This window comes from Acidovorax sp. A1169, assembly GCF_030704685.1.
Taxonomy (GTDB): Bacteria; Pseudomonadota; Gammaproteobacteria; order Burkholderiales; family Burkholderiaceae_C; genus Acidovorax.
On sequence record NZ_JAUZDX010000031.1, the window covers coordinates 1 to 20,632 of the forward strand.

Annotated in this window: 20 protein-coding genes; 16 read left to right on the forward strand and 4 right to left on the reverse strand. The window is 66.6% G+C overall.

The features are described 5' to 3' along the window. Nucleotides 1-158: 158 nt before the first annotated feature. The 4 genes from QYL93_RS29745 (at nt 159) to QYL93_RS29760 (ending at nt 3,968) form a co-directional block, all read left to right on the forward strand. The gene (locus QYL93_RS29745) at nt 159-911 is read left to right on the forward strand and encodes a 16S rRNA pseudouridine(516) synthase (RefSeq protein WP_305747057.1); all 753 of its coding nucleotides are present in this window, start codon (nt 159-161) and stop codon (nt 909-911) included. Nucleotides 912-1,084: 173 nt separating this feature from the next. Then, nucleotides 1,085-2,071 carry a YncE family protein gene (locus QYL93_RS29750; RefSeq protein ID WP_305747058.1) on the forward strand — a complete coding sequence of 329 codons (987 nt, stop codon included), beginning with the start codon at nt 1,085-1,087 and terminating at the stop codon, nt 2,069-2,071. Between the two features lie 7 nt (nt 2,072-2,078). Next, a complete protein-coding gene (locus tag QYL93_RS29755) occupies nt 2,079-2,918 on the forward strand; it encodes a polysaccharide deacetylase family protein (protein ID WP_370877075.1) in 840 nt (279 codons plus the stop codon). Nucleotides 2,919-2,969: 51 nt separating this feature from the next. After that, entirely contained in the window at nt 2,970-3,968 is a 999-nt protein-coding gene (locus QYL93_RS29760) for a sterol desaturase family protein (protein ID WP_305747059.1), read from the forward strand. Here the strand turns inward: QYL93_RS29760 and QYL93_RS29765 are convergent. Beyond that, the gene (locus QYL93_RS29765) at nt 3,965-4,867 is read right to left on the reverse strand and encodes a LysR family transcriptional regulator (RefSeq protein ID WP_305747060.1); all 903 of its coding nucleotides are present in this window, start codon (nt 4,865-4,867) and stop codon (nt 3,965-3,967) included. The genes QYL93_RS29760 and QYL93_RS29765 overlap by 4 nt on opposite strands. 261 nt (nt 4,868-5,128) lie before the next feature. Here QYL93_RS29765 and QYL93_RS29770 point away from each other — a divergent pair, with 261 nt between their 5' ends. The 8 genes from QYL93_RS29770 to QYL93_RS29805 all read left to right on the forward strand — a co-directional run bounded on the left by QYL93_RS29770 (nt 5,129) and on the right by QYL93_RS29805 (nt 13,800). Further along, complete coding sequence (locus QYL93_RS29770) at nt 5,129-6,133, forward strand: bile acid:sodium symporter family protein (protein ID WP_305747061.1); 1,005 nt, start codon at nt 5,129-5,131, stop codon at nt 6,131-6,133. A gap of 70 nt (nt 6,134-6,203) precedes the next feature. Further along, nucleotides 6,204-7,172, forward strand: a complete 969-nt coding sequence (locus tag QYL93_RS29775; RefSeq protein WP_305747062.1) for an EI24 domain-containing protein — start codon at nt 6,204-6,206, stop codon at nt 7,170-7,172. Further along, nucleotides 7,169-7,996, forward strand: coding sequence for a molybdopterin-binding protein (locus QYL93_RS29780; protein WP_305747063.1), 828 nt, complete (start codon nt 7,169-7,171; stop codon nt 7,994-7,996). Before QYL93_RS29775 ends, QYL93_RS29780 begins: the two co-directional genes overlap by 4 nt. Before the next feature lie 174 nt (nt 7,997-8,170). Further along, complete coding sequence (glnA, locus tag QYL93_RS29785) at nt 8,171-9,586, forward strand: type I glutamate--ammonia ligase (RefSeq protein WP_007854205.1); 1,416 nt, start codon at nt 8,171-8,173, stop codon at nt 9,584-9,586. A gap of 293 nt (nt 9,587-9,879) precedes the next feature. Further along, nucleotides 9,880-10,398, forward strand: coding sequence for a hypothetical protein (locus QYL93_RS29790; RefSeq protein WP_305747064.1), 519 nt, complete (start codon nt 9,880-9,882; stop codon nt 10,396-10,398). Nucleotides 10,399-10,475: 77 nt separating this feature from the next. Next, nucleotides 10,476-11,498: a nitrogen regulation protein NR(II) gene (gene glnL, locus QYL93_RS29795; protein ID WP_057205519.1), complete on the forward strand. Its 1,023-nt coding sequence runs from the start codon at nt 10,476-10,478 to the stop codon at nt 11,496-11,498. Nucleotides 11,499-11,538: 40 nt separating this feature from the next. Further along, on the forward strand, nt 11,539-13,161 hold the full coding sequence (gene ntrC, locus QYL93_RS29800; RefSeq protein ID WP_305747065.1) for a nitrogen regulation protein NR(I): 1,623 nt from the start codon (nt 11,539-11,541) through the stop codon (nt 13,159-13,161). Between the two features lie 153 nt (nt 13,162-13,314). Beyond that, nucleotides 13,315-13,800: a GFA family protein gene (locus tag QYL93_RS29805; RefSeq protein WP_305747066.1), complete on the forward strand. Its 486-nt coding sequence runs from the start codon at nt 13,315-13,317 to the stop codon at nt 13,798-13,800. Between the two features lie 33 nt (nt 13,801-13,833). On the opposite strand, the gene QYL93_RS29810 is transcribed toward QYL93_RS29805, so the two are convergent. Continuing rightward, the gene (locus QYL93_RS29810; protein ID WP_305747067.1) at nt 13,834-14,370 is read right to left on the reverse strand and encodes a hypothetical protein; all 537 of its coding nucleotides are present in this window, start codon (nt 14,368-14,370) and stop codon (nt 13,834-13,836) included. Nucleotides 14,371-14,516: 146 nt separating this feature from the next. Continuing rightward, nucleotides 14,517-15,221, reverse strand: coding sequence for a class I SAM-dependent methyltransferase (locus tag QYL93_RS29815; protein WP_305747068.1), 705 nt, complete (start codon nt 15,219-15,221; stop codon nt 14,517-14,519). Between the two features lie 166 nt (nt 15,222-15,387). Here QYL93_RS29815 and QYL93_RS29820 point away from each other — a divergent pair, with 166 nt between their 5' ends. Next, on the forward strand, nt 15,388-15,972 hold the full coding sequence (locus QYL93_RS29820; protein WP_305747069.1) for an AraC family transcriptional regulator: 585 nt from the start codon (nt 15,388-15,390) through the stop codon (nt 15,970-15,972). Between the two features lie 135 nt (nt 15,973-16,107). Continuing rightward, on the forward strand, nt 16,108-16,980 hold the full coding sequence (locus tag QYL93_RS29825) for a DMT family transporter (RefSeq protein WP_305747070.1): 873 nt from the start codon (nt 16,108-16,110) through the stop codon (nt 16,978-16,980). Here QYL93_RS29825 and QYL93_RS29830 read toward each other — a convergent pair. Next, nucleotides 16,977-17,879, reverse strand: a complete 903-nt coding sequence (locus QYL93_RS29830) for a LysR family transcriptional regulator (protein WP_305747071.1) — start codon at nt 17,877-17,879, stop codon at nt 16,977-16,979. The genes QYL93_RS29825 and QYL93_RS29830 overlap by 4 nt on opposite strands. Nucleotides 17,880-17,971: 92 nt before the next feature. Here QYL93_RS29830 and QYL93_RS29835 point away from each other — a divergent pair, with 92 nt between their 5' ends. After that, entirely contained in the window at nt 17,972-18,970 is a 999-nt protein-coding gene (locus QYL93_RS29835; RefSeq protein ID WP_305747072.1) for a tripartite tricarboxylate transporter substrate binding protein, read from the forward strand. A gap of 11 nt (nt 18,971-18,981) precedes the next feature. Then, nucleotides 18,982-20,631, forward strand: coding sequence for an FAD-dependent monooxygenase (locus QYL93_RS29840; protein WP_370877076.1), 1,650 nt, complete (start codon nt 18,982-18,984; stop codon nt 20,629-20,631). Nucleotide 20,632: the final 1 nt, after the last annotated feature.

Genomic DNA, 20,632 nt, shown 5'->3' on the forward strand with positions numbered 1-20,632 from the left:
GCCCCAATCCCCCTCAGTCCCGCAAGGACTGGGGGGTTTTGCGTTTGGGCAAGGCAAACCTGGTGGCACTGCAGTGGTTGAATGATGTCCGCGGCATTGCTGGCCGGCGCAGTCTGTCTGCCTTGCTTTACACCTGTATTCCTCATTATTCGATCGCCATGCAGCTGCAAGAAATTCTGTACTCCCAGGGATTTGGAACCCGGCGCGTGTGCGCCGGATTGGTGCAGCAGGGCTGGGTGCAGGTGAGTACCTCCGGTCTGGCGGGGGAGTACGTGTCCTGCACCGAGGCCTCGGCCGATTTCGACGCCGACGGTCTGCAGCTGCGCGTGCAGGGCGTGGACTGGCCGTACCACGAGAAGGCCTATGTGCTGCTGCACAAGCCGGCAGGCACGGAGTGCTCGCAAAAGCCCTCGACCTATCCCAGCATCTATTCGCTGTTGCCGTCCCCCCTGCGCCAGCGTCCGAGCAAGACGGCCATACAGGGCGTCCAGGCCGTGGGGCGGTTGGACCAGGATACGACGGGCATGCTGCTGCTCAGCGATGACGGCCAGTTCATCCACCGCATGAGTTCGCCCAAGAAGCATGTGCCCAAGGTCTACCAGGTCACCACCAAGCACCCTGTGGACGAGGCCCAGGCCGGCAAGCTGCTGGCTGGCGTGGTGCTCGACGACGACCCCAAGCCCGTGCGCGCCGCCGCCTGTGTGGTGGTGGATACGCACCGCCTGGACCTGACCTTGACCGAAGGCAAGTACCACCAGGTCAAGCGCATGCTGGCGGCCGTGGGCAACCGCGTGGAGGGTCTGCACCGCTCGCAGATTGGCAGCATGCCGCTGCCGGCCGATCTGGCACCCGGGCAATGGCGCTGGCTGAGCGCCGATGACCTCCAGACGCTGACGACGGCTCCTGCCTGAGGCGCTGCGGCGCTTTCGAGGCTATTGCGGCGTTGTCGGCCCTTTGGCCGCGCAAGGCGAGGGCGCCTTCTTGATCCAATCGGTCTCCATGCGCAGTTGTTACGCCTTCGGGCAGGAGGGGCGCTACTCCCGGCGCTACACTTGTGGACTGTCTTGAAAGTGCTTGGTTGTTTGTGAAGATTTTTTCCCCCGTGCGCGCATGCGCCGCCCTGGCCGGCCTGGTGTTGCTGTGGGGCAGTGCTGCATTGGCAGCGGTGCCGCCGATTTTTGTGCTGAACTCGCTGGAGGCCAACGTCAGTGTGATCGATCCACTGACCTGGACGGAGACCGCGCGCATCCCCACTGGCAAGGAGCCGCACCACCTGTACCTCACGCCCGACGAGCGCTCGCTCATCGTGGCCAATGCGCTGGGTGACACGCTGACCTTCCTGGACCCGCGCACGGCGCAGGTGCAGCGCACGGTGCGCGGCATCGTGGACCCCTACCACCTGCGCTTCACGCCCGACATGAAGTGGCTGATCACTGCCGCCAACCGGCTCAACCACGTGGACTTCTACCGCTGGGACGGCAAGGAACCCACGCTGGTGGCGCGCGTGAACACCGCCCGCACCCCGAGCCACATGTGGATCGACAGCCGCAGCACCACGGTCTACGTGTCCATGCAGGACAGCGATGAGCTGGTGGCCATCGACATCGCCACGCAGGTGGTCAAGTGGCGCCTCAAGACCGGCCCCATGCCGGCCGACGTGTACGGCAGCCCCGACGACAAACATGTCTTCGTGGGCCTCACCGGGGGCGACAGCGTCGAAGTCTTCGACGTCTCGGGCCGCGAGCCGCGCAGCATCAAGAAGATCAAGACCGGCAACGGCGCCCATGCCTTCCGTGCGGCCGGCGACGGCAAGCACCTGTATGTGAGCAACCGCGTGGCCAATTCGATCAGCAAGCTCGACATGGCCACGATGACCGTGGTGGACAGCTACCCCGTGCCCGGAGGCCCGGACTGCATGGAAGTCTCGGCCGATGGCCGCTGGATTTATGTGAGTTCGCGCTGGGCGCGCAAGCTCTCGGTGGTGGACACCGAGGCGAAAAAGGTCGTGCGCCAGGTCGCAGTGGGCAAGTCCCCGCACGGCGTCTGGACGCTGCAGCACGCGCCCCGGTAGCTGCGGCATGCTGCCCCATCCTGCGGCCTCCTTGTTGTCGCGCTGGTGCCTGAAGGCGTCGCTGCCGCTGGCCCTGTTCGCCAGCGTGCCTGCGGGGATGGCACAGGGCAGCGTCCCGGGCCAGGCCAGCCACTGCACGAAACCCGTCTACCTGACCCTGGACACCGGCCACATGGAGGTGGCCCCGCTGATGGCCGAGGTGCTCAAGCGCCAGAACGTGCAGGTGACCTTCTTTGCCGCGCAGGAGCGCACCAAGGAGGGCGATGGCAGCCTGGGCGAGCACTGGGCACCGTGGTGGCGGGCCCGCGCGGCCGAAGGCCACGCCTTTGCCTCCCACACCTGGGACCACACCTACTGGCGCGCCGACCTGGGCACCGCCTCCAAGCCATCCTTCAAGGTGCGCCCTTCGGCCGGCCCGCGCGCAGGGCAGGATTTCACGATGACGGCGGCCGAATACTGCGCCGAGATCACCAAGGCCGCCGACAGGCTGCAGGCCATCACCGGGCAAAAGCCCTTGCCGCTGTTCCGTGCACCGGGTGGCAAGACCTCGTCCCAACTGCTGGCCACGGCCAAGGCCTGCGGCTACACCCACGTGGGCTGGTCGCCGGCCGGCTTTCTGGGCGACGAGTTGTCCACCGCGCAGGCCAGCAACGAGGCGTTGCTGCGCAAGGCGCTGCGCGATATCCGTGCGGGCGAAATCCTGCTGGCGCACCTGGGCATCTGGTCGCGCACCGACCCCTGGGCGCCCGCCGTGCTGGAGCCGCTGATCGTGGGGCTGAAGGAGCGGGGGTTTTGCTTCAGGACGCTGCGCGAGCACCCGGACTACGCTACAAAGACCGTGCGGTGATGCCGGGCGGCAGCGGTATATGAGGCGACAGCAACAGGAGCGGGGAACGTTATGGAGTGGTTGAGCTCGGTATTCGACGGTGCGCAGCAATGGCTTTTCGAGACCGTGGTGCAGCCATTGATGTTCGCGGGCGGCCTGGGCAACCTGCTGGAGGATGGCTACGACGCTACCGGCTGGCTGCTGGTGGGCCTGCTGCAGCTGGCGGTCATCATCGCCGTCATCGGGCCCCTGCAGCGCTGGCGCCCAGTGGAGCCGGTGACCAACCGCGCCACCATCCGCACCGACATCCTCTACACCCTGCTGCACCGGCTGGGCCTGTTCCGCGTGGGCCTGTTCTTCGCCATCGACCCGTTGATGGACGCGCTGTTCGGCGAGTTGCGCATGTCGGGCATCAGCACTTTCCACCTCGATGGAATCTGGCCCGGGGTGACGGATGTGGCCTGGGTCAGCCTGCTCATGTACCTGGTGGTGTTCGACTTCGTGGACTACTGGATCCACCGTGGCCAGCATCATTTCGAATGGTGGTGGCGGCTGCATTCACTGCACCACTCGCAGCAGCAGATGACCATGTGGAGCGACAACCGCAATCACCTGCTGGATGACATGCTGCGCGACACCCTCCTGGTGGTGGTGGCCCAGCTCATCGGCGTGGCGCCGGGGCAGTTCGTTGCCATCGTGGCCATCACGCAGCTGAGCGAAAGCTTCCAGCACGCCAATGTGCGCCTGTGGTTCGGCCGCCTGGGTGAGCGCCTGTGGGTGAGCCCGCGCTTCCACCGGCTGCACCACAGCATTGGCATCGGGCACGAAACCATCAAGCCGGCGGCTGCGGGAGAGAAGGCGCCGCGCGTGGTGCTGGGGGGCCACAACTTCGGCGTGCTCCTGCCCTGGTGGGACATGCTGATGCGCACCGCCAATTTCGAGCAGCGCTACGACCCCACGGGCGTGCGCGACCAGGTCGAGCCCGGGCCCGACGGGCGTACGCGGGACTATGGGCGCGGCTTCTGGTCGCAGCAATGGCGTGGGGTGCTGCGCTTGTTCGGAAAGGCTTAGACCCGCTTCGCTGCCACGTCGCGCACCAGCCCCCAGGCCACTTCGGCCACGGGCGCCAGGGCGCGGTTGGCCCGCCGCACCAGCACGATGGCCCGCTCCACTCGGGGGGTGAGTGCTCGCACCTCCAGGCCCTGGAGCCCCGCAGGCGGCAGGGCCAGCGTGGGCACCACCGAGATGCCCAGGCCCGCATCCAGCATGCGGAAGATGGTGGTCACATGGCCCACCTCCTGGGCCACCGGTGCCTGTACGCCATGCTGGCGCAGCGCATCGTCGATCAGCCGGCGGCTGCCCGAGGCATGGTCGAGCAGCACCAGCGGCTCGCCATCCAGGGCGGCCCAGCGTACGCTGCGCTGGCGCGCCAGCCGGTGCGTGGGCGGGCAGACCAGGCAAAAGGGTTCCGAGAGGATGGCTTCGGCGTGCAGCTCATCGCTGCGCCCCGGCTCGGGTTCGATCACTACGCCGAAATCCACCTCGCCCGAGAGCACGCTGGCCAGTGCATCGTGTTGCATGCGGTCCAGCAGCAGCAGTTCCAGCCCTGGGTGCTCCTGCCGACAGCGCGCAATGCATTCGGGCAGCAGGTTGGCCGACAGGGTGGGGCTGCTGGCCACCCGCACCCGGCCCTGGCGCTGGGTGGCCAGGCCGCGCACATCGAGCAGCATCGTGTCCAGGTCTTCCAGCACCCGCGCCAGGCGCACGGCCAGGCTGCGGCCGGCTTCGGTCAGCACCACCTCGCGCGTGGTGCGGTCCAGCAGCTTGATGCCCAGGTGCTGCTCCAGCTCGGTCACGCAGCGGCTCACGGCGGGCTGGGTCAGGCCGATCTGGTCGCCCGCGCGCGTGAAGCTGCTGTGCAGCGCCACGGACTGGAAGACACGCAATTGGCGCAAACTGGGGTGTGCCATGGCCTATTTCCCCTTCGCGCGGGCCATGGCGTGGGGATGGATGCGCGAAGCGCGGCGCAGCCCATGGCGGGCCATGGGCAAGCCGTGCGACAAAGCAGACGCCGCACGCCGTGGGCCGCGCGTGGGGAAATAGGCCATGGCACACCCTTGATTCATGAGGATTCATTATAAATTCATCAAATCAATCCATTTCTCTTGGGGTGGCAAAGCAGGTCCAATCAGTGCATACCGTTCTCAAGAGGCGTCTACGCCCCCTTACCCATGGCCCGCTCCCGCCTGCTTCCCGACAATTTCACGCTCTACCTCGTCGCCACGGTCATCGCCGCCAGCCTGTTGCCGGCCTCCGGTGGCTTCGCCAAGGCGCTGGAGGTGGCCACCACCGTGGCCGTGAGTCTGCTGTTCTTCCTCCACGGGGCCAAGCTCTCGCGTGAGGCCATCCTGGCCGGCATTGGCCACTGGCGGCTGCACCTGGTGGTGGTGGCCAGCACCTTCGTGCTGTTCCCGCTGCTGGGCTGGGCGCTGCGCCCAGTGCTGGAGCCGCTGGTCACGCGCGACCTGTACACCGGCATCCTCTACCTGTGTGCGCTGCCGGCCACGGTGCAGTCGGCCATTGCCTTCGTCTCCATGGCGCGCGGCAACATTCCTGCGGCCGTGTGCAGCGCCTCGGCATCCACGCTGCTGGGTGTGGCCTTCACGCCGCTGCTCGTGGGCCTGCTCATGTCGCAGAACGCGGCCATGGGCGACCCGCTGGCCGCCATGGGCCGCATCGGTGTGCAACTGCTGCTGCCTTTTGCCATCGGTCACCTGCTGCGCCCCTGGATCAGCGGCTTTTTGCAACAGCGCGCGTCCGTCATGAAGGTGGTGGACCAGGGCTCCATCCTGCTCGTGGTGTATGCCGCCTTCAGCCACGCCGTCATCGACGGCCTGTGGTCCCAGGTGCCGCCAATGGCCCTGGCCGGCCTGCTGGCCGTGTGCGCGGTGCTGCTGGCTCTGGTGCTGACCCTCACCACCTGGAGCGCGCGGCGCATGGGCTTTTCGAAGGAGGACGAGATCACCATCGTCTTCTGCGGCTCCAAGAAGAGCCTGGTCAGCGGCGTGCCCATGGCCAACGTGCTGTTTGCAGCCAACGTGGCCGGTGCCATCGTGCTGCCGCTGATGCTGTTCCACCAGATGCAGCTCATGGTCTGCGGCGTGCTCGCGCAGCGCTATGCGCGGCGCGGGCTGGATGCCGGCAAAGCACCGGGCGCACAGCCCGAACAGGCCTGACGGTCACAGCGGGAACCCGCGCAACTGCCGGGCGGTGCAGGGTTTCATCAAGAGCGGCGAGGCTCGCGGTATGCTCACGCGCATGGGACTACTGCTGGACTCTTTCTGGCGCGCTGCGGCGTACTGCATGCGCCCCCGCGTCATCCTCCTGTCGCTGCTGCCATTGCTGCTGATGGCGGCGCTGGCGTTCGGGCTGGGCTACTTCTACTGGGATGTGGCGGTGCAGAGCATGCACTCACTTCTGGATGCCTCCCCCATGCTCAAGAATTTCTGGGGCTGGCTCGAAGGCTGGGGCCTGGGCAGCGTGGTATCGGCGCTCGCCCCCATGATGGTCATCCTGGCGGCCACGCCGGTGCTGGTCGTGGTGTCGCTGCTGCTGGTGGCGGTGCTCATGACCCCGGCGCTCGTGACCCTGGTCGCCGAGCGGCGCTTTCCCGAGCTCGCGCGCAAGAAGGGCGGCTCCTTCTTCGCCAGCGTGGCCTGGTCCGTCGGCTCCACGGTGATGGCGCTGGTGGCGCTGGTGGTGTCCGTGCCGCTGTGGCTGGTGCCCCCACTGGTGCTGGTGTTGCCGCCGCTGATCTGGGGCTGGCTCACCTACCGCGTGATGGCCTTCGATGCGCTGGCCGAGCATGCGAGCAAGGAAGAGCGCAAGCGGCTTTTCCAGCGCCACCGTGCGAGCCTTCTGGGCATCGGCATCATCACCGGCTACCTGGGCGCCGCACCCAGCATTGTCTGGGCATCGGGCGTGCTGTTCGTGGCCGCTTTTGCCATCCTGGTGCCGCTGGCGATCTGGATCTACATGCTGGTGTTCGCGTTCTCGTCGCTGTGGTTCACGCATTTCTGCCTGGCGGCGCTGCAGGAGCTGCGCGAGGACGATGTCCGCGCCACCATGCCCGTGCCCTCGCGCCTGCCGCTGGACACGCTGGCGCCCGCGCCCGCCATCGAAGACATCGCGCCGCCCACCATCAGTGCGCCAGAGCCTGCGGCGGCCAGCCTGCCGGCCCCCGGCACCTTCCCTACCGATCCCCGCACCCCATGACCCCTACCTTCGGCCTCATCATCGTCGGCGACGAAATCCTCTCGGGCAAGCGTGCCGACAAGCACATGCCCCGGGCCATCGAACTGCTGGCCGCGCGCGGCCTGGCCCTGTCCTATGCCGACTACGTAGGGGACGACCCCGCGCGTATCACCGCCACGCTGCAGCGCGCCTTTGCTTCGGGCGACGTGGTCTTCTCGTGCGGCGGCATCGGCGCCACGCCAGACGACCACACCCGCCAATGTGCGGGCCGTGCCCTGGGCGCCAAGCTCGCCCTGCATCCCGAGGCCGAGCGCCTGATCCGCGAGCGCATGCAGGACGTGGCGCGCGAGCAGGGCCTCGCCTACGAGCCCGACCGCCACGACAACCTGCACCGGCTGAACATGGGCATGTTCCCCGTGGGTGCCCGCACCATCCCCAACCCGTACAACAAGATTCCCGGCTTCACCTGCGACAGCCCTGGCAGCGAAGGCGGCGCCGTGCACTTCGTGCCGGGCTTTCCGGTGATGGCCTGGCCCATGATCGAGTGGGTGCTGGACACCCTGTACGCCGAGCACTTCAACCGCACGCCCCAGACCGAGCACTCGGTGGTAGTGTTCGGTGCCATGGAGGCGGCGCTCACGCCGCTCATGGAGCAGATAGAAAAATCGCACGCCGGGGTGCGGGTGTTCAGTTTGCCCAGCGTGGATCATCCACAATACGGGCGGCACATTGAACTGGGCGTCAAAGGCCCGGCACAGGCGCTCCCCGCAGCATGGACGGACCTCAAAAATGGACTGCACGAATTTGGTGCAGATCTTGGCCCTGAAATGGTGCGCAACTTGTAATGTGCAATGGGGGTTGTTGTGATGCACCAAAAATGTGCACTCAACCGTCCTCGCCAGGCCCCAGGCCGGGCCTTTGCTCCGCGATAGTGCGGTGATTGCACTCCGCTGGCACGCAAACTGCTTTTATTTCGGCAAATTCTTTTTTCAACAAGCGCTTTTACCCAGGAGAACCTGATGGCCAAGACCGTTGCAGACGTGATGAAGATCGTGAAGGAAAACGAGGTCAAGTTCGTTGACTTCCGTTTTACCGATACCCGGGGCAAGGAACAGCACGTGACCGTGCCCGTGTCCCACTTCGATGAAGACAAGTTCACGTCGGGCCACGCATTTGACGGTTCGTCGGTGGCTGGCTGGAAGGGCATCGAAGCCTCGGACATGCAACTCATGCCCGACCCCAATACCGCCAACATCGACCCGTTCTTCGAAGAAACCACGCTGTTCCTGCAGTGCGACGTGATCGAACCCGGTGACGGCAAGGCCTACGACCGCGACCCACGCTCCATCGCCAAGCGCGCTGAAGCCTACCTCAAGGCTTCCGGCCTGGGCGACACGGCCTTCTTCGGCCCAGAGCCAGAATTCTTCATCTTCGACGGCGTGCGCTGGTCCAACGAACCCGGCAAGGTCATGTTCGAGATCGAAGAGTACGAAGCCCCCTGGAATTCGGGCGCCAAGCTCGAAGGCGGCAACCGCGGCCACCGTCCCACCGTCAAGGGCGGCTACTTCCCCGTGCCTCCCGTCGACAGCACGCAGGACATGCGCGCTGAAATGTCCCTGATCCTCGAATCCCTGGGCATCCCGGTCGAAGTGTTCCACCACGAAGTGGCAGGCGCTGGCCAGAACGAAATCGGCACGCGTTTCAGCACGCTGGTCGAGCGCGCCGACTGGACGCAGGTCCTGAAGTACGTGGTCTGGAACGTGGCCAACGCCTACGGCAAGACCGCCACCTTCATGCCCAAGCCCTACGCTGGCGACAACGGCTCGGGCATGCACGTGCACCAGTCCATCTGGAAGGACGGCAAGAACCTGTTCGCAGGCGACGGCTACGCCGGCCTGTCGGACTTCGCGCTGTACTACATCGGCGGCATCATCAAGCACGCACGTGCCCTGAACGCCATCACCAACCCTGGCACGAACTCGTACAAGCGCCTGGTGCCCGGCTTCGAAGCCCCTGTGAAGCTGGCCTACTCGGCCCGCAACCGCTCGGCCTCGATCCGCATTCCTTACGTTGCCAACCCCAAGGGCCGCCGCATCGAAGCGCGCTTCCCCGATCCATCGGCCAACCCTTACCTGGCCTTCTCGGCCCTGATGATGGCCGGCCTGGACGGCGTGGAAAACAAGATCCATCCCGGCGAAGCCGCCACGAAGGATCTGTACCATCTGCCACCCGAGGAGGACAAGCTGGTGCCTACCGTCTGCCACAGCCTGGACCAGGCCCTGGAATACCTCGACAAGGACCGCAGCTTCCTGACCAAGGGTGGCGTGTTCACCGACTCCATGCTCGATGCCTACATCGATCTGAAGATGACCGAAGTCACGCGCTTCCGCATGGCTCCCCACCCTGTTGAGTACGACATGTACTACTCGCTGTAATCAGCCCCATCCGGCGGTTACCCGAAAAGGCGGCGCAAGCCGCCTTTTTTCATGGTGCTGCCGATTCGGTGTGCACGGAACCAACACTGGCCAGGAGGCCTCTGAACCGGTGTATTGCCGTAGCTTCATCCGCCAGCGTTCGCCTTTGCCACCGGGGCTGGAGCGGCTTTGGACGGCCCTTGCCGCACCGTTAACCCCTCACGGCCGCAGCACTTGCCGGATTGGCGATGCGGGTTGATTCGGGGATACTCTCTGGCTGTACTGTGCATTTGCTGCTCGCGCGAGGAATTTCCATGAAGAAGACTGTTACCACCCTGTTGTTGCTTGCTGCCCTGGCCCCCGTTGCCGGCTGGGCCCAGGACCGCATCTACCGCTGTGGCAATGAGTACACGAACAATGCGACCCAGGCCAAGGAGCGTGGCTGCAAGCTGGTCGAAGGCGGCAACGTGACCGTGGTGCAGGGCGCGCGTCCCGCTGCAGCCGCCGGTGGCACGGCTGCGCCGGCCGGCGGCAGCGCCCCGGGTGCTGCCGCTTCGCCGCCGAACGCCCCGCGCGTGAGCAGCAACGACCAGAAGGCCCGCGACTCCGATGCGCGAGCCATCCTCGAATCCGAACTGCGCAAGGCCGAGGCGCGCCATGCCGAGCTGGTCAAGGAATACAACGGCGGCGCGCCCGAGCGCAACGCCCTGGATCTGCGCAACCCGCAGCGCTACATCGAGCGCACTGCCGAGCTCAAGGCCAGCGTCTCGCGCAGCGAGAGCGACATCGCCGGCATCAAGCGCGAACTGGGCCGCGTGGCCCCTGCCAACTGAGCCGACCCCCTCGCGTGAGCACTCCCCCCGACAACACTTCCCCGTCCGATACCGATCGGTTCCATTCGCTGGACCTGATGTCCACGCTGGTGGCGGTGCTGCGTGCCGACGGCGCCGTGCAGTTCGCCAATGCGGCGCTGGAAAACACCCTGGGCCTGTCGCGCCGCACCCTCGAAGGGGGCGATTTCTCCACCTTCTTCACCGACCCGGCCCTGTTGCAGACCGCGCTCGCGGGTGCCCGCGTGCAGGATTTTGCAGCGCTGCGCTACGAGGCCAGCTTGAAACGCCTGCACCAGGACCCCGTGCCCGTGCATGTCAATGTGGCGGCGGCGGAGCAGGCTGGCGAGATCCTGGTGGAGCTGTGGCCGCTGGAGCAGCAGGCGCGCCAGGACCGCGAGGAGCGCCTGCTCGACCAGGCCCAGGCCAACAAGGAGCTGATCCGCAACCTGGCCCACGAGATCAAGAACCCCCTGGGCGGCATCCGTGGCGCCGCCCAGTTGCTGGAGATGGAGCTCGAAAGCCGCGAGCTCACCGAGTACACCCAGGTCATCATCCACGAGGCCGACCGACTGCAAAGCCTGGTGGACCGCCTGCTGGCTCCGCACCGCCACCCGCATCTGGTGGGCGATGTCAATATCCACGAGGTGTGCGAGCGCGTGCGCTCGCTGGTGCTGGTGGAGTACCCGCAAGGCCTGCGTGTGCAGCGCGACTACGACACCTCCATCCCCGAGTTCCGTGGCGACCGGGCACAGCTCATCCAGGCACTGCTCAACGTGGTTCAGAACGCGGCCCAGGCACTGGCCGAGCGCATCGCCGCAGGCGATGCGGTGATCACCCTGCGCACCCGCGTGGCCCGACAAGTAACGTTTGGTCGCCAGCGTTATCGGCTGGCACTGGAATTGCATGTCATCGACAACGGACCGGGCGTACCCGATGCCATCAAAGAGCGTATTTTTTACCCTCTGGTGTCGGGTCGGGACGGCGGATCGGGGCTGGGACTCACGTTGGCACAAACCTTCGTACAACGGCACCACGGATTGATCGAATGCGACAGCGTACCGGGTCGCACCGACTTCCGATTCCTGATCCCCTTGCCCTGAGGTCCCTGACACGCAACCACAGGGAAGGTAAGACAAAGATATGAAGCCGATCTGGTTAGTAGATGACGACCCCTCGATCCGCTTCGTCCTGGAAAAGGCGCTGGCCCGGGAGAACCTGCCCACGCGCAGCTTCACCCATCCGCGCGAAGTGCTCGACGCGCTGGCCGACATCACCGCAGGCGACCCCGCCCGCCAGGGCCCCCAGGTCCTGGTGAGCGACATCCGCATGCCTGGAGGCTCGGGCCTGCAACTGCTCGAAAAAGTACGCGAACTGCAGCCCGGTCTGCCCGTCATCATCATGACGGCGTATTCCGACCTTGACAGCGCCGTCTCGGCCTTCCAGCGCGGCGCGTTCGAATACCTGCCCAAGCCCTTCGACCTGCCCAAGGCGGTGGAGCTGATCCGCCGCGCGGTGGAAGAAAGCCAGCGCGAGGAAGTGACCGAAGAGCGCCAGGCCGAAACCCCCGAGATGCTGGGCCAGGCGCCCGCCATGCAGGACGTGTTCCGCGCCATTGGCCGGCTCAGCCAGAGCCAGGTCACTGTGCTGATCACCGGCGAATCGGGCTCGGGCAAGGAACTGGTGGCTCGCGCGCTGCACAAGCACTCGCCCTGCGCAGAGGGGCCCTTCGTGGCCATCAACACCGCCGCCATCCCCAAGGACCTGCTCGAATCCGAACTTTTCGGCCACGAGCGCGGTGCCTTCACCGGCGCCCAGACACAGCGGCGCGGCCGCTTCGAGCAGGCCGAGGGGGGCACGCTCTTCCTCGACGAAATCGGCGACATGCCGTTCGACCTGCAGACGCGCCTCTTGCGCGTGCTGTCGGACGGCCAGTTCTACCGTGTGGGCGGCCATGCGGCCGTGAAGGCCCATGTGCGCGTGATCGCAGCCACCCACCAGGACCTGGAGCGGCGCGTCAAGGAAGGTGGTTTCCGCGAGGACTTGTTCCACCGCCTGAACGTCATCCGCCTGCGCCTGCCCGCGCTGCGCGAGCGCCATGAAGACGTGCCCATGCTCACGCGCCACTTCCTGCAGCAAAGCGCGCGGCAACTCGGTGTGGAGCCCAAGCGCATTGCCGACTCGGCCTTGGCGCGGCTGGAGCAGTTCGCCTTTCCGGGCAATGTGCGCCAGCTCGAAAACATCTGCCACTGGCTGACGGTGATGGCGCCGGCGCAGGTGATCTCGCTGCAGGACCTGCCGCCCGAGGTGCTGGAAGCCCCGGTGTTCCAGGCGCCTGCGCGCGCCGCCGTGGCAGACGGTCATGCCGTGGCGCCACCGCCGGTGATTGCCATGCCTGTGGCCGCCATTGCGCACCCGCCCGAAATGGTGGGGGGGCTGCACGCCGTGGCGCCTTCGGCGCCGCAGTTCGTGGCGGCCGCGCCGGCTGCTGCCTGGGCTGCCGACACGGCTGCCCCCGCCGTGTCGGCCAGCCCCGTGCTGAGCTGGGAGCAGGCGCTGGAGGCCGAAGCGCAGAAGCTCCTGTCCGGCGGCCAGCCCGAGGTGTGGGATGCGCTCACGCGCCGCTTCGAGTCGCGCCTGATCCGAACCGCACTGGTCGCCACCCACGGCCGGCGCATGGAAGCCGCGCAGCGCCTGGGCATAGGCCGCAACACCATCACCCGCAAGATCCAGGAACTGGGCCTGGACGCGCCGGACGAGGGCTGAGCTTTCCGCCCGCAGGGCATTGTCAAAGGGGCTTCGGGACATCTTCCGAAGCCCTTTTGCTTTTGGCTGTCTGGAGATGCGCGGCACTCCTACAGTCCCCCCTTGCCAGGCTGTGTAGGCTGCGGGACCTAATCCAAAAGCGGAGGACATGCCATGCACCTCGAAGGATCCTGCCATTGCCGCGCGGTCCGCTTCTCGCTCGAAGCCGACAGCCCCGTGCCCTTCATGCACTGCCACTGCTCCATCTGCCGCAAGACGGCGGGCGGGGGCGGCTACGCCATCAACCTGGGCGGCGATGCCCGCACGCTCAAGGTCCAGGGCGCCAAATACCTGGGTACCTACCATGCGGTTTTGCGCGAAGAGGGCCAGCGTGCCAAGCGCTCCAAGGCCGAGCGCAAGTTCTGCCTGCAATGCGGCAGCGCATTGTGGCTGTGGGATCCGCGCTGGCCCGAGTTGGTCCATCCGCACGCCTCTGCCATCGACACCCCCCTGCCCAAGCCACCGGAGGTGGTCGAAGGCATGCTCGAATTCGTGGCCAACTGGGTCGATGTGCCCAAAGGCAAGGGCCACAGGCACTACCAGACGTTTCCCGCCGAATCACTGGCCGAGTGGCATGAGCGGCATGGATTGAAAGGCTGATGCGCAGGGTCGAGGACCCAACGCGCATGGTCATCACCGTTTCTTGTTTCCGACGAAGGTGCTGCCGTACACGGTCATGAGAAAAAGGAACATCAAAATGTGGAACAGGTAGTCGCCAACGCGGTTCTTGTCCTTCAAGTATCTGGCCTTGGACTGTTCGTAAGAAACCAGGGTGGTCTGGTCGGTCCGAATCTCATAGCAGAGCGGGAATCGCTCGTACATTTTTGCTGTCGACATCAGCACCATAACGGGCTGGTCCCTCAGTGAACGCATCAGGTCAAGGTTGTCGGCGTGCTTCTGGCTCAGGCAGTTGGGCCCGCCGCTTCCTGCAGCGCAGTTGCATTTTTTCAAATTGCCGCCACTCGCTTCAACAGTGGTCGCGTACCCTTTGCTGTTGGGTCTGATGAAAGGCATCTTGTAGATGCCGCGCACTGCCGTCAGATCGCTTTTCTCCGGGATTTCCAGCATGGAAAGACGCAGTACTGGAAAAATGAATGTGGCGGCAGCCATCCACCAGATCCATCGGAACTTCGCAAAAAGGAGCCGCCAGATGGCGCTGGGCAAATGCATGTGTCTCGCGTTGTCGTAGGTCTTTGGGCTGTCTGGCGCCCGCATCATTGCCCACATGGCCGACGGGACTGTTCCCCCGCCCCGCGAAGATTCAAGGCTTTGGATTCGGGCAGGATTCTGCTAGCTGATTTCGGCCGTCCCTGTCTTCAGGCACAGGCCACCCACCCCCGAAACGCCAGCCCCGCATAGAACAGGCGGATACCGCTGAAGCCAGCTTGCTCCAGCAGCGCTTCCTCCTCGTCCGGGCTGAGCAGGGGCAGGGTGGTATCGATGGCGGTGGCTGCGCGGCGTGCGGCCTCAGGGTCTACACCCGATGCGATGGCGAAGGCGGCATAGCGCGAGAGCCACTGGCTGCGCTCGGCCTGCGATGCCTGTGGAAAGCTCAGGTGGGCCGTCACCAGGGGGGCGCCGGGCTGCAGGCGCCGGCGGATAGCCTGCAGGGTGGCCAGCCTTTCATCCAGGGGCACGAAATGCAGGGTGAGCAGGCAGGTCGCGGCATCGAAGGGGCCTGCAGGCGCGGTGTGCACATAGCCATGGTGGAAGTCCACTCGCGCCGCCAGCGGCCCGAGCGTGTTCCGCGCCAACTGCAGCATGGGCTCTGACGGGTCCACGCCCACAAAGCGCCACTGCGGCTGCGCCCCGGCGAAGACGCCCAGTTCCGCACCCCCGCCCGCGCCGACAACAAGCACCTTGGCCAGGGGCGGCGCACGCTCCGCCAGCAGCACGCCGGCCATTTTCTGCAGATCGTCCGAGCCGGGCACCAAGCGGCGGGTGCGGTCTGCATAGGACGCCACGGCCTGGGGATCGGCGAACGGAGCGCTCGGGTTGGCGCTGGTGGAGGAAATAGACATGGCTGCGTGAAATTCAAGTAACTTTAATTGTTGCATATTTGTTGAGGTCACTGCAAGCCAGCGCTGGCTGGTGCCAGCATGGGTCGCCGACAATGGGACCGCTGATCCGAGGATTCATGACCCCATCCGCTCCACCCGAGACGGCTCCCCCGGCGTTGCGCCGGGCGTGGTCCACACGGGGGCGTTGAGCGCGCCGCAGTACCGGGGGGCCGTGCTGGTGGGCATGCTGTGCGTGCCCACCGACTGGCTTGTGCACGAAGGGCTGCAGGCGCCTCCGCGCAGTGGCGTGGTGCGCATGCCCCGGCTGGCCGAGAGCGCGCGCGGCCTGGCCACCACGGCCGAGGTGCAGGCCTGGCTGCGGCGCGTGGTGCCGGCACTGCGCCGCCGTTTGCCTGCCGACCCCTCGGCCGTGGAACCGGCACCTCCCAGTGCCGCGGTGCGCGCCCTGATCGAAAGGGTGCAGGAGGCCGTGGTCGGCGATGACCTGTCGGTGGCAGATCTGGCACGCCGCTGCGGGGTGAGCCGCGAGCGCATCCACCGGGTGCTCACGGCGTGGGTCGGCATGGCCCCAGGCGACTACCTGCGCGCCGTGCGCCTGCATCGGGCCCGGCAGATGCTGTTGGCGGGCGAGCCGTCCGCTGCGGTCGCTGCGGAGTGCGGGTTCGCCGACCAGGCGCACTTCACGCGGTGGTTTCGCCGCTCCTTCGGCTACACGCCGGGGGACCTGCTGCAGGCGGCCGGGCGCGGCTGATCTTTCCCCGCACCCAGCGCACGTGCCCCAGGGCAGGCACAATCTCCCCGCCGGCTTTCGGCCCTCGCGCCATCCTCTTTTCCTGACCGACGCCAGCGCTCGCAAGTGCGCGCGGGCGGATCCCTGCTTTCCTCCATGCAATCGCCGCTGCCCGTCTTCGCCCTGCTGTTCAACGCCTTCGTCTGGGGCCTGGCCTGGTGGCCGTTCCGGTTGATGCATGGGGCGGGCCTGCACCCGCTGTGGGCCACGGCGGCGATGTATGCCGTGGTGCTGCTGGGCCTGCTGACCCTGCGGCCGGGCATCCTCGCGCAGGTGCGCCAGCACCCGGGGTTGTGGCTGCTGGCGCTGGCATCGGGCCTGAACAACGTGGCCTTCAATTGGGCCGTGACGGTGGGCGACGTGGTGCGCGTGATCCTGCTGTTCTACCTCATGCCCGCCTGGGCGGTGCTGCTGGCCTGGCGCATCCTGGGTGAGCGGCCCACGCCCATGGCCATCGCGCGGCTGCTGCTGGCCTTTACCGGCGTGGTGCTGGTGCTGCTGCCCGGGGACGCATCGCCTGCCAGCCTGCTGGAGGGCCTGTCCATGGCCGATGGCCTGGCATTGATGGGCGGTTTCATGTTCGCTCTGGTCAACGTCACCGTGCGCCGCCTGCACGCCGTGCCGGGGCAGGCGCGCATGTTCGCGATGTTCGGTGGCTGCATGCTCATGGCGCTGCTGGCGGCCTTCGTCGGCATGCAGTTCGGGGTGGTGGACGCATTCCCCGCCTTCAACGCCACCTGGGCCGTCACCGGGCTGCTGCTGTCGGGCGTGCTGATGCTGGGCAACTGGGCGCTGCAGTTCGGCGCCTCGCGGCTGACGGCAGGCACCACGGCCGTGGTGATGCTGTCGGAGGTGGTGTTCGCCAGCGTGTCCTCGGTGCTGCTGTCGGCCTCGCAGCTGGAGGCGCGCACGGTGCTTGGGGGCTCGCTGATTCTTTTCGCTGCCTTGCTGGCGTCCTTGCGGCGCTAGCCGGGTAGACGCGCTGCGGCGCGTTTGAGCGCCGCCGCAAATGCCAGCGCTGCAGGCTTGGGCTGCGTGCCGCGCCGCGACACCAGGTACAGATCCAGGTGCGCCACGGGCTCGCGCAGCATGGCCACCCCGAGGCCTTGGCGCAGGCATTCCTCCATCGCGAACGAGGGGATGATGGCGTGGCCCCGGCCGGCACGCACCATGCCGATGATGGTGCCCAGCAGGTTCATGCGCGGGCGTTCCTCGTGCGTACGGCCCAGGCGGGATAGGTGCTTTTCGATCACCACCTGGATCGGATTGCCTGAGGGCAGGCTCACCAGGGGCAGGCCTGCGAGGCTGCTCCAGGGCAGGCTTTCCGCGAGACCGCTGCTGCCCGCGCCAGGTGGGCTGATGCGCATGAGCCGGAACTTGCACAGGGGTTGGCGTGAGAGGCCCACTGCGGGCTTGACGAAGAAGCCGAAGCCGATGTCCGCCTCGCCCTCCAGCACCTCCTGGCGCACGGTACCCACCTCGACATCGGCCAGATGCACCTGCACCTGGGGATGGGTCTCGGCAAAGCCGCGCACCACGTCGGGCAGCAGGCTGGCCGAGATCATGGGCGTGGCCGCCACCAGCAGGCGTGAGCGCACAGCGGACTCGCTGCCGTCGAGCACGGCACCCAGCGTGCGCAGCTCGCCGACGATGCGCTCGGCCACCGGCTGCAGCCGCCGGCCGGCATCGGTGAGCGTGAGCGAGCGCGTCGTGCGGTTGAAAAGGCGCGCACCCATTTGTTCCTCCAGCTCCTTGACCAGCATGCTCATGCCCGAGGGGGACAGGTGCACCTGCTCGGCCGCCTTGGCAAAGCTCTGCAGGCGTGTCACTTCCAGAAAGGCGTGCAGCTGGCGGCTGCTGATATTCATCAGCTTTGTTGACGAATACATCAGAAATTTCCGTTTGATTCAAATCAAGACTGTCGTTGTAATTGTGGTCCAACTTCCAAAGAGACAAAACCATGACCCTTGCCACCCCGTTGACGCCGCCCTCCCTTCAACGCAGGCGCCTGGTGCTCGGCGCCCTGGCCACGGTGGCGGCGCCCCTGGTCCGGGCGCAGGCCGGTGGTGCGGATACGCCGGTGCGCCTGGTCGTGCCGTTCACGCCCGGCACGGGCATCGACCTGATCGCGCGCCAGATCGCGGCGCCGCTGTCCGAGCGGCTCAAGCGGCCCTTCTTCGTCGACAACAAGGCGGGCGCCTCGGGGATCATCGGCACGCAGGAAGCGGTGCGTGCGCCAGCCGATGGCGCAACGCTGCTGGTCAGCGTGAACACGCTGGTGATGAACATGGCGCTGTACCCCAAGCAGGGCTTCAACCCCCTGACCGATCTGCAGCCCGTGGGGCAGACGAGCTGGGGGCAATTGCTGCTGGTGGCCAGCGAAGGCGCGAAGATCCAGTCGCTCAAGGAACTGGTCGAGCGCGCCCGTGCCAAGCCCGGCGCGCTCAACTACGGATCGCCCGGCGCGGGCACGCCGCACCACCTGGCCATGGAGCTGCTCAAGAACCGGGCGAAGATTTCGCTCACGCACATCAGCTACCGGGGCACGGCGCCTGCCGTGACCGATTTGCTGGGCGGGCAGATTGACGCCATGTTCCTGCCCATCCACGTGGCGCTGCAGCATGTGAAGGCGGGCAAGCTCAAGGCGCTGGCCATCAGCTCCGGCACGCCCCATCCCCTGCTGCCCGAGGTGCCTTCGCTGAACAGCCTGAAGCTCGGCGACCTCAACGTGGACATGTGGTACGGCGTGTTCGCACCGGCCGGCACGCCCCGCGCCTATGTCGACCGGCTGAACACCGAGCTGCGCGACGTGCTGGCACAGCCCCCGGTCGCCAAGTCCTTCGAGACCCAGGGCATGACGCCCGCCCACAGCACGCCTGATGCCTTCGGCAAGCTCGTGGCGGCCGATGCCAAGCGCTGGTCTGACCTGATCAAGGCCCAGGGCATCACCGCTGAATGAAGCAGAAAGCAATGAACACAATGAGCAACAAGGACCAGGCCATGGCAGAGCAGCAGGACGCCGAGGTGGTCATCATCGGCGGTGGGCCCGTGGGCATCGGGCTGGCCATCGAGCTGGGCCAGCGTGGCGTGCGTACCATCGTCGTGGAGCGCTATCTGCAGCCCCAGCCCATCCCCAAGGGACAGAACCTGACCCAGCGAACCATGGAGCACTTCCATTTCTGGGGGGCCGAAAAGGAGCTGCGTGCCGCCCGCACCATCCCCGTGGAATATGGCATCGGCGGGCTGACGGCCCACGGCACCTTGCTGGGCCCCCACACCTACGACTGGCTGCAGCGCGACCTGGTCAAGCCCTACTACTTCACCGGCAATGAACGGTTGCCGCAGTATGCGACGGAGGCGGTGCTGCGCGCGCGCGTGGCCGAGCTGCCTTCGGTGCAGACCGTCTACGGCTGGGAAGCCAAGGCCGTGGTGCAGGACGGCACTGGCGTGTCGGTCACCATCGCCGAGCGTGGCGGCAACGGCGAGCGCGTGCTGCGCTGCGCCTACGCCGTGGGGTCGGACGGCGCACGCTCCGTCGTGCGTGAGCAGGCGGGCATCACCCAGACCCGCACCGACCATGACCGCATGATGGTGCTGCTGGTGTTCCGTTCGCCCGGCCTGCACCAACTGCTCGAACGCTACCCCGGCAAGTCCTACTACAACGTGCTGCAGCCCGAACTCCAGGGCTACTGGAAGTTCTTTGGCCGGGTGGACCTGGGCAACACCTGGTTCTTCCACGCCCCCGTGCCGCCAGGCACGACCAAGGACAACTTCGATTTTGCGGCCTACCTGCACGAAGCGGTGGGTGCACCGTTCGATGTAGAGTTCGAGCACATCGGATTCTGGGACCTGCGCTTCATGCTGGCCGACAGCTACCGCAACGGCCGCGTCTTCGTCGCCGGCGATGCGGCGCACAGCCACCCGCCCTATGGCGGATACGGCGTGAACTCGGGGCTCGAAGATGCGCGCAACCTGGGCTGGAAGCTGGCTGCCGTGCTGCAGGGCTGGGGTGGTGAGCGCCTGCTCGATTCGTACGACGACGAGCGCCGGCCGGTGTTTGCCTCCACCATGCGCGACTTCATCGCCAAATCCATCGACACGGACCGCGAGTTCCTCGACACCCACGACCCGGCACGTGATCTGGCCGCCTTCGAGACTGCCTGGAATGCGCGTGCCCAGGGCGCCGTAGGTGAGGTGCATGCCTTCGAGCCCCACTATGAGGGCTCAGCGGTGGTCTCGGGCAGCGAAGGCCGCACCAGCAGCGCCAAGGGATCGCATCGCTTCGACGCGCGGCCCGGGCACCATCTGGCGCCCGCAGTGCTGCCCTCGGGCAGGAACGTGTACGAGGAATTCGGCACGGGCTTTACGCTGCTGGCCTTCGGCGCCAGTGCGCAGGAGGTCCAGGCCTTCCGCGATGCGGCCGCCGAGCAATCGCTGCCCCTTGTGGTGGTGCAAGGGCAGGGAGCTGGCGAGCACGACAGGTACAACGCCCGGCTGGTGCTGGTGCGCCCGGACCAGTTCGTCACCTGGGCTGGCAATGGTGCCGAGCTGGGGGCAGACCAGGCCCGAGAGGTGCTGCAGGTGGCCGCCGGAGTGCAGGCCGAGGTAGCTGCGGCCTGAG

What these genes read in the sequence shown, in the direction of transcription:
- QYL93_RS29835 (WP_305747072.1), top strand. Translation starts at nt 17,972, where the DNA reads ATGACCCTTGCCACCCCGTTGACGCCGCCCTCCCTTCAACGCAGGCGC.
- QYL93_RS29790 (WP_305747064.1), top strand. Translation starts at nt 9,880, where the DNA reads ATGAAGAAGACTGTTACCACCCTGTTGTTGCTTGCTGCCCTGGCCCCC.
- glnA (WP_007854205.1), top strand. Translation starts at nt 8,171, where the DNA reads ATGGCCAAGACCGTTGCAGACGTGATGAAGATCGTGAAGGAAAACGAG.
- QYL93_RS29825 (WP_305747070.1), top strand. Translation starts at nt 16,108, where the DNA reads ATGCAATCGCCGCTGCCCGTCTTCGCCCTGCTGTTCAACGCCTTCGTC.
- QYL93_RS29755 (WP_370877075.1), top strand. Translation starts at nt 2,079, where the DNA reads ATGCTGCCCCATCCTGCGGCCTCCTTGTTGTCGCGCTGGTGCCTGAAG.
- QYL93_RS29775 (WP_305747062.1), top strand. Translation starts at nt 6,204, where the DNA reads ATGCTCACGCGCATGGGACTACTGCTGGACTCTTTCTGGCGCGCTGCG.
- QYL93_RS29745 (WP_305747057.1), top strand. Translation starts at nt 159, where the DNA reads ATGCAGCTGCAAGAAATTCTGTACTCCCAGGGATTTGGAACCCGGCGC.
- QYL93_RS29840 (WP_370877076.1), top strand. Translation starts at nt 18,982, where the DNA reads ATGAACACAATGAGCAACAAGGACCAGGCCATGGCAGAGCAGCAGGAC.
- QYL93_RS29770 (WP_305747061.1), top strand. Translation starts at nt 5,129, where the DNA reads ATGGCCCGCTCCCGCCTGCTTCCCGACAATTTCACGCTCTACCTCGTC.
- QYL93_RS29760 (WP_305747059.1), top strand. Translation starts at nt 2,970, where the DNA reads ATGGAGTGGTTGAGCTCGGTATTCGACGGTGCGCAGCAATGGCTTTTC.
- QYL93_RS29815 (WP_305747068.1), bottom strand. Translation starts at nt 15,221, where the DNA reads ATGTCTATTTCCTCCACCAGCGCCAACCCGAGCGCTCCGTTCGCCGAT.
- QYL93_RS29810 (WP_305747067.1), bottom strand. Translation starts at nt 14,370, where the DNA reads ATGCATTTGCCCAGCGCCATCTGGCGGCTCCTTTTTGCGAAGTTCCGA.
- QYL93_RS29805 (WP_305747066.1), top strand. Translation starts at nt 13,315, where the DNA reads ATGCACCTCGAAGGATCCTGCCATTGCCGCGCGGTCCGCTTCTCGCTC.
- QYL93_RS29830 (WP_305747071.1), bottom strand. Translation starts at nt 17,879, where the DNA reads ATGAATATCAGCAGCCGCCAGCTGCACGCCTTTCTGGAAGTGACACGC.
- glnL (WP_057205519.1), top strand. Translation starts at nt 10,476, where the DNA reads ATGTCCACGCTGGTGGCGGTGCTGCGTGCCGACGGCGCCGTGCAGTTC.
- ntrC (WP_305747065.1), top strand. Translation starts at nt 11,539, where the DNA reads ATGAAGCCGATCTGGTTAGTAGATGACGACCCCTCGATCCGCTTCGTC.
- QYL93_RS29765 (WP_305747060.1), bottom strand. Translation starts at nt 4,867, where the DNA reads ATGGCACACCCCAGTTTGCGCCAATTGCGTGTCTTCCAGTCCGTGGCG.
- QYL93_RS29780 (WP_305747063.1), top strand. Translation starts at nt 7,169, where the DNA reads ATGACCCCTACCTTCGGCCTCATCATCGTCGGCGACGAAATCCTCTCG.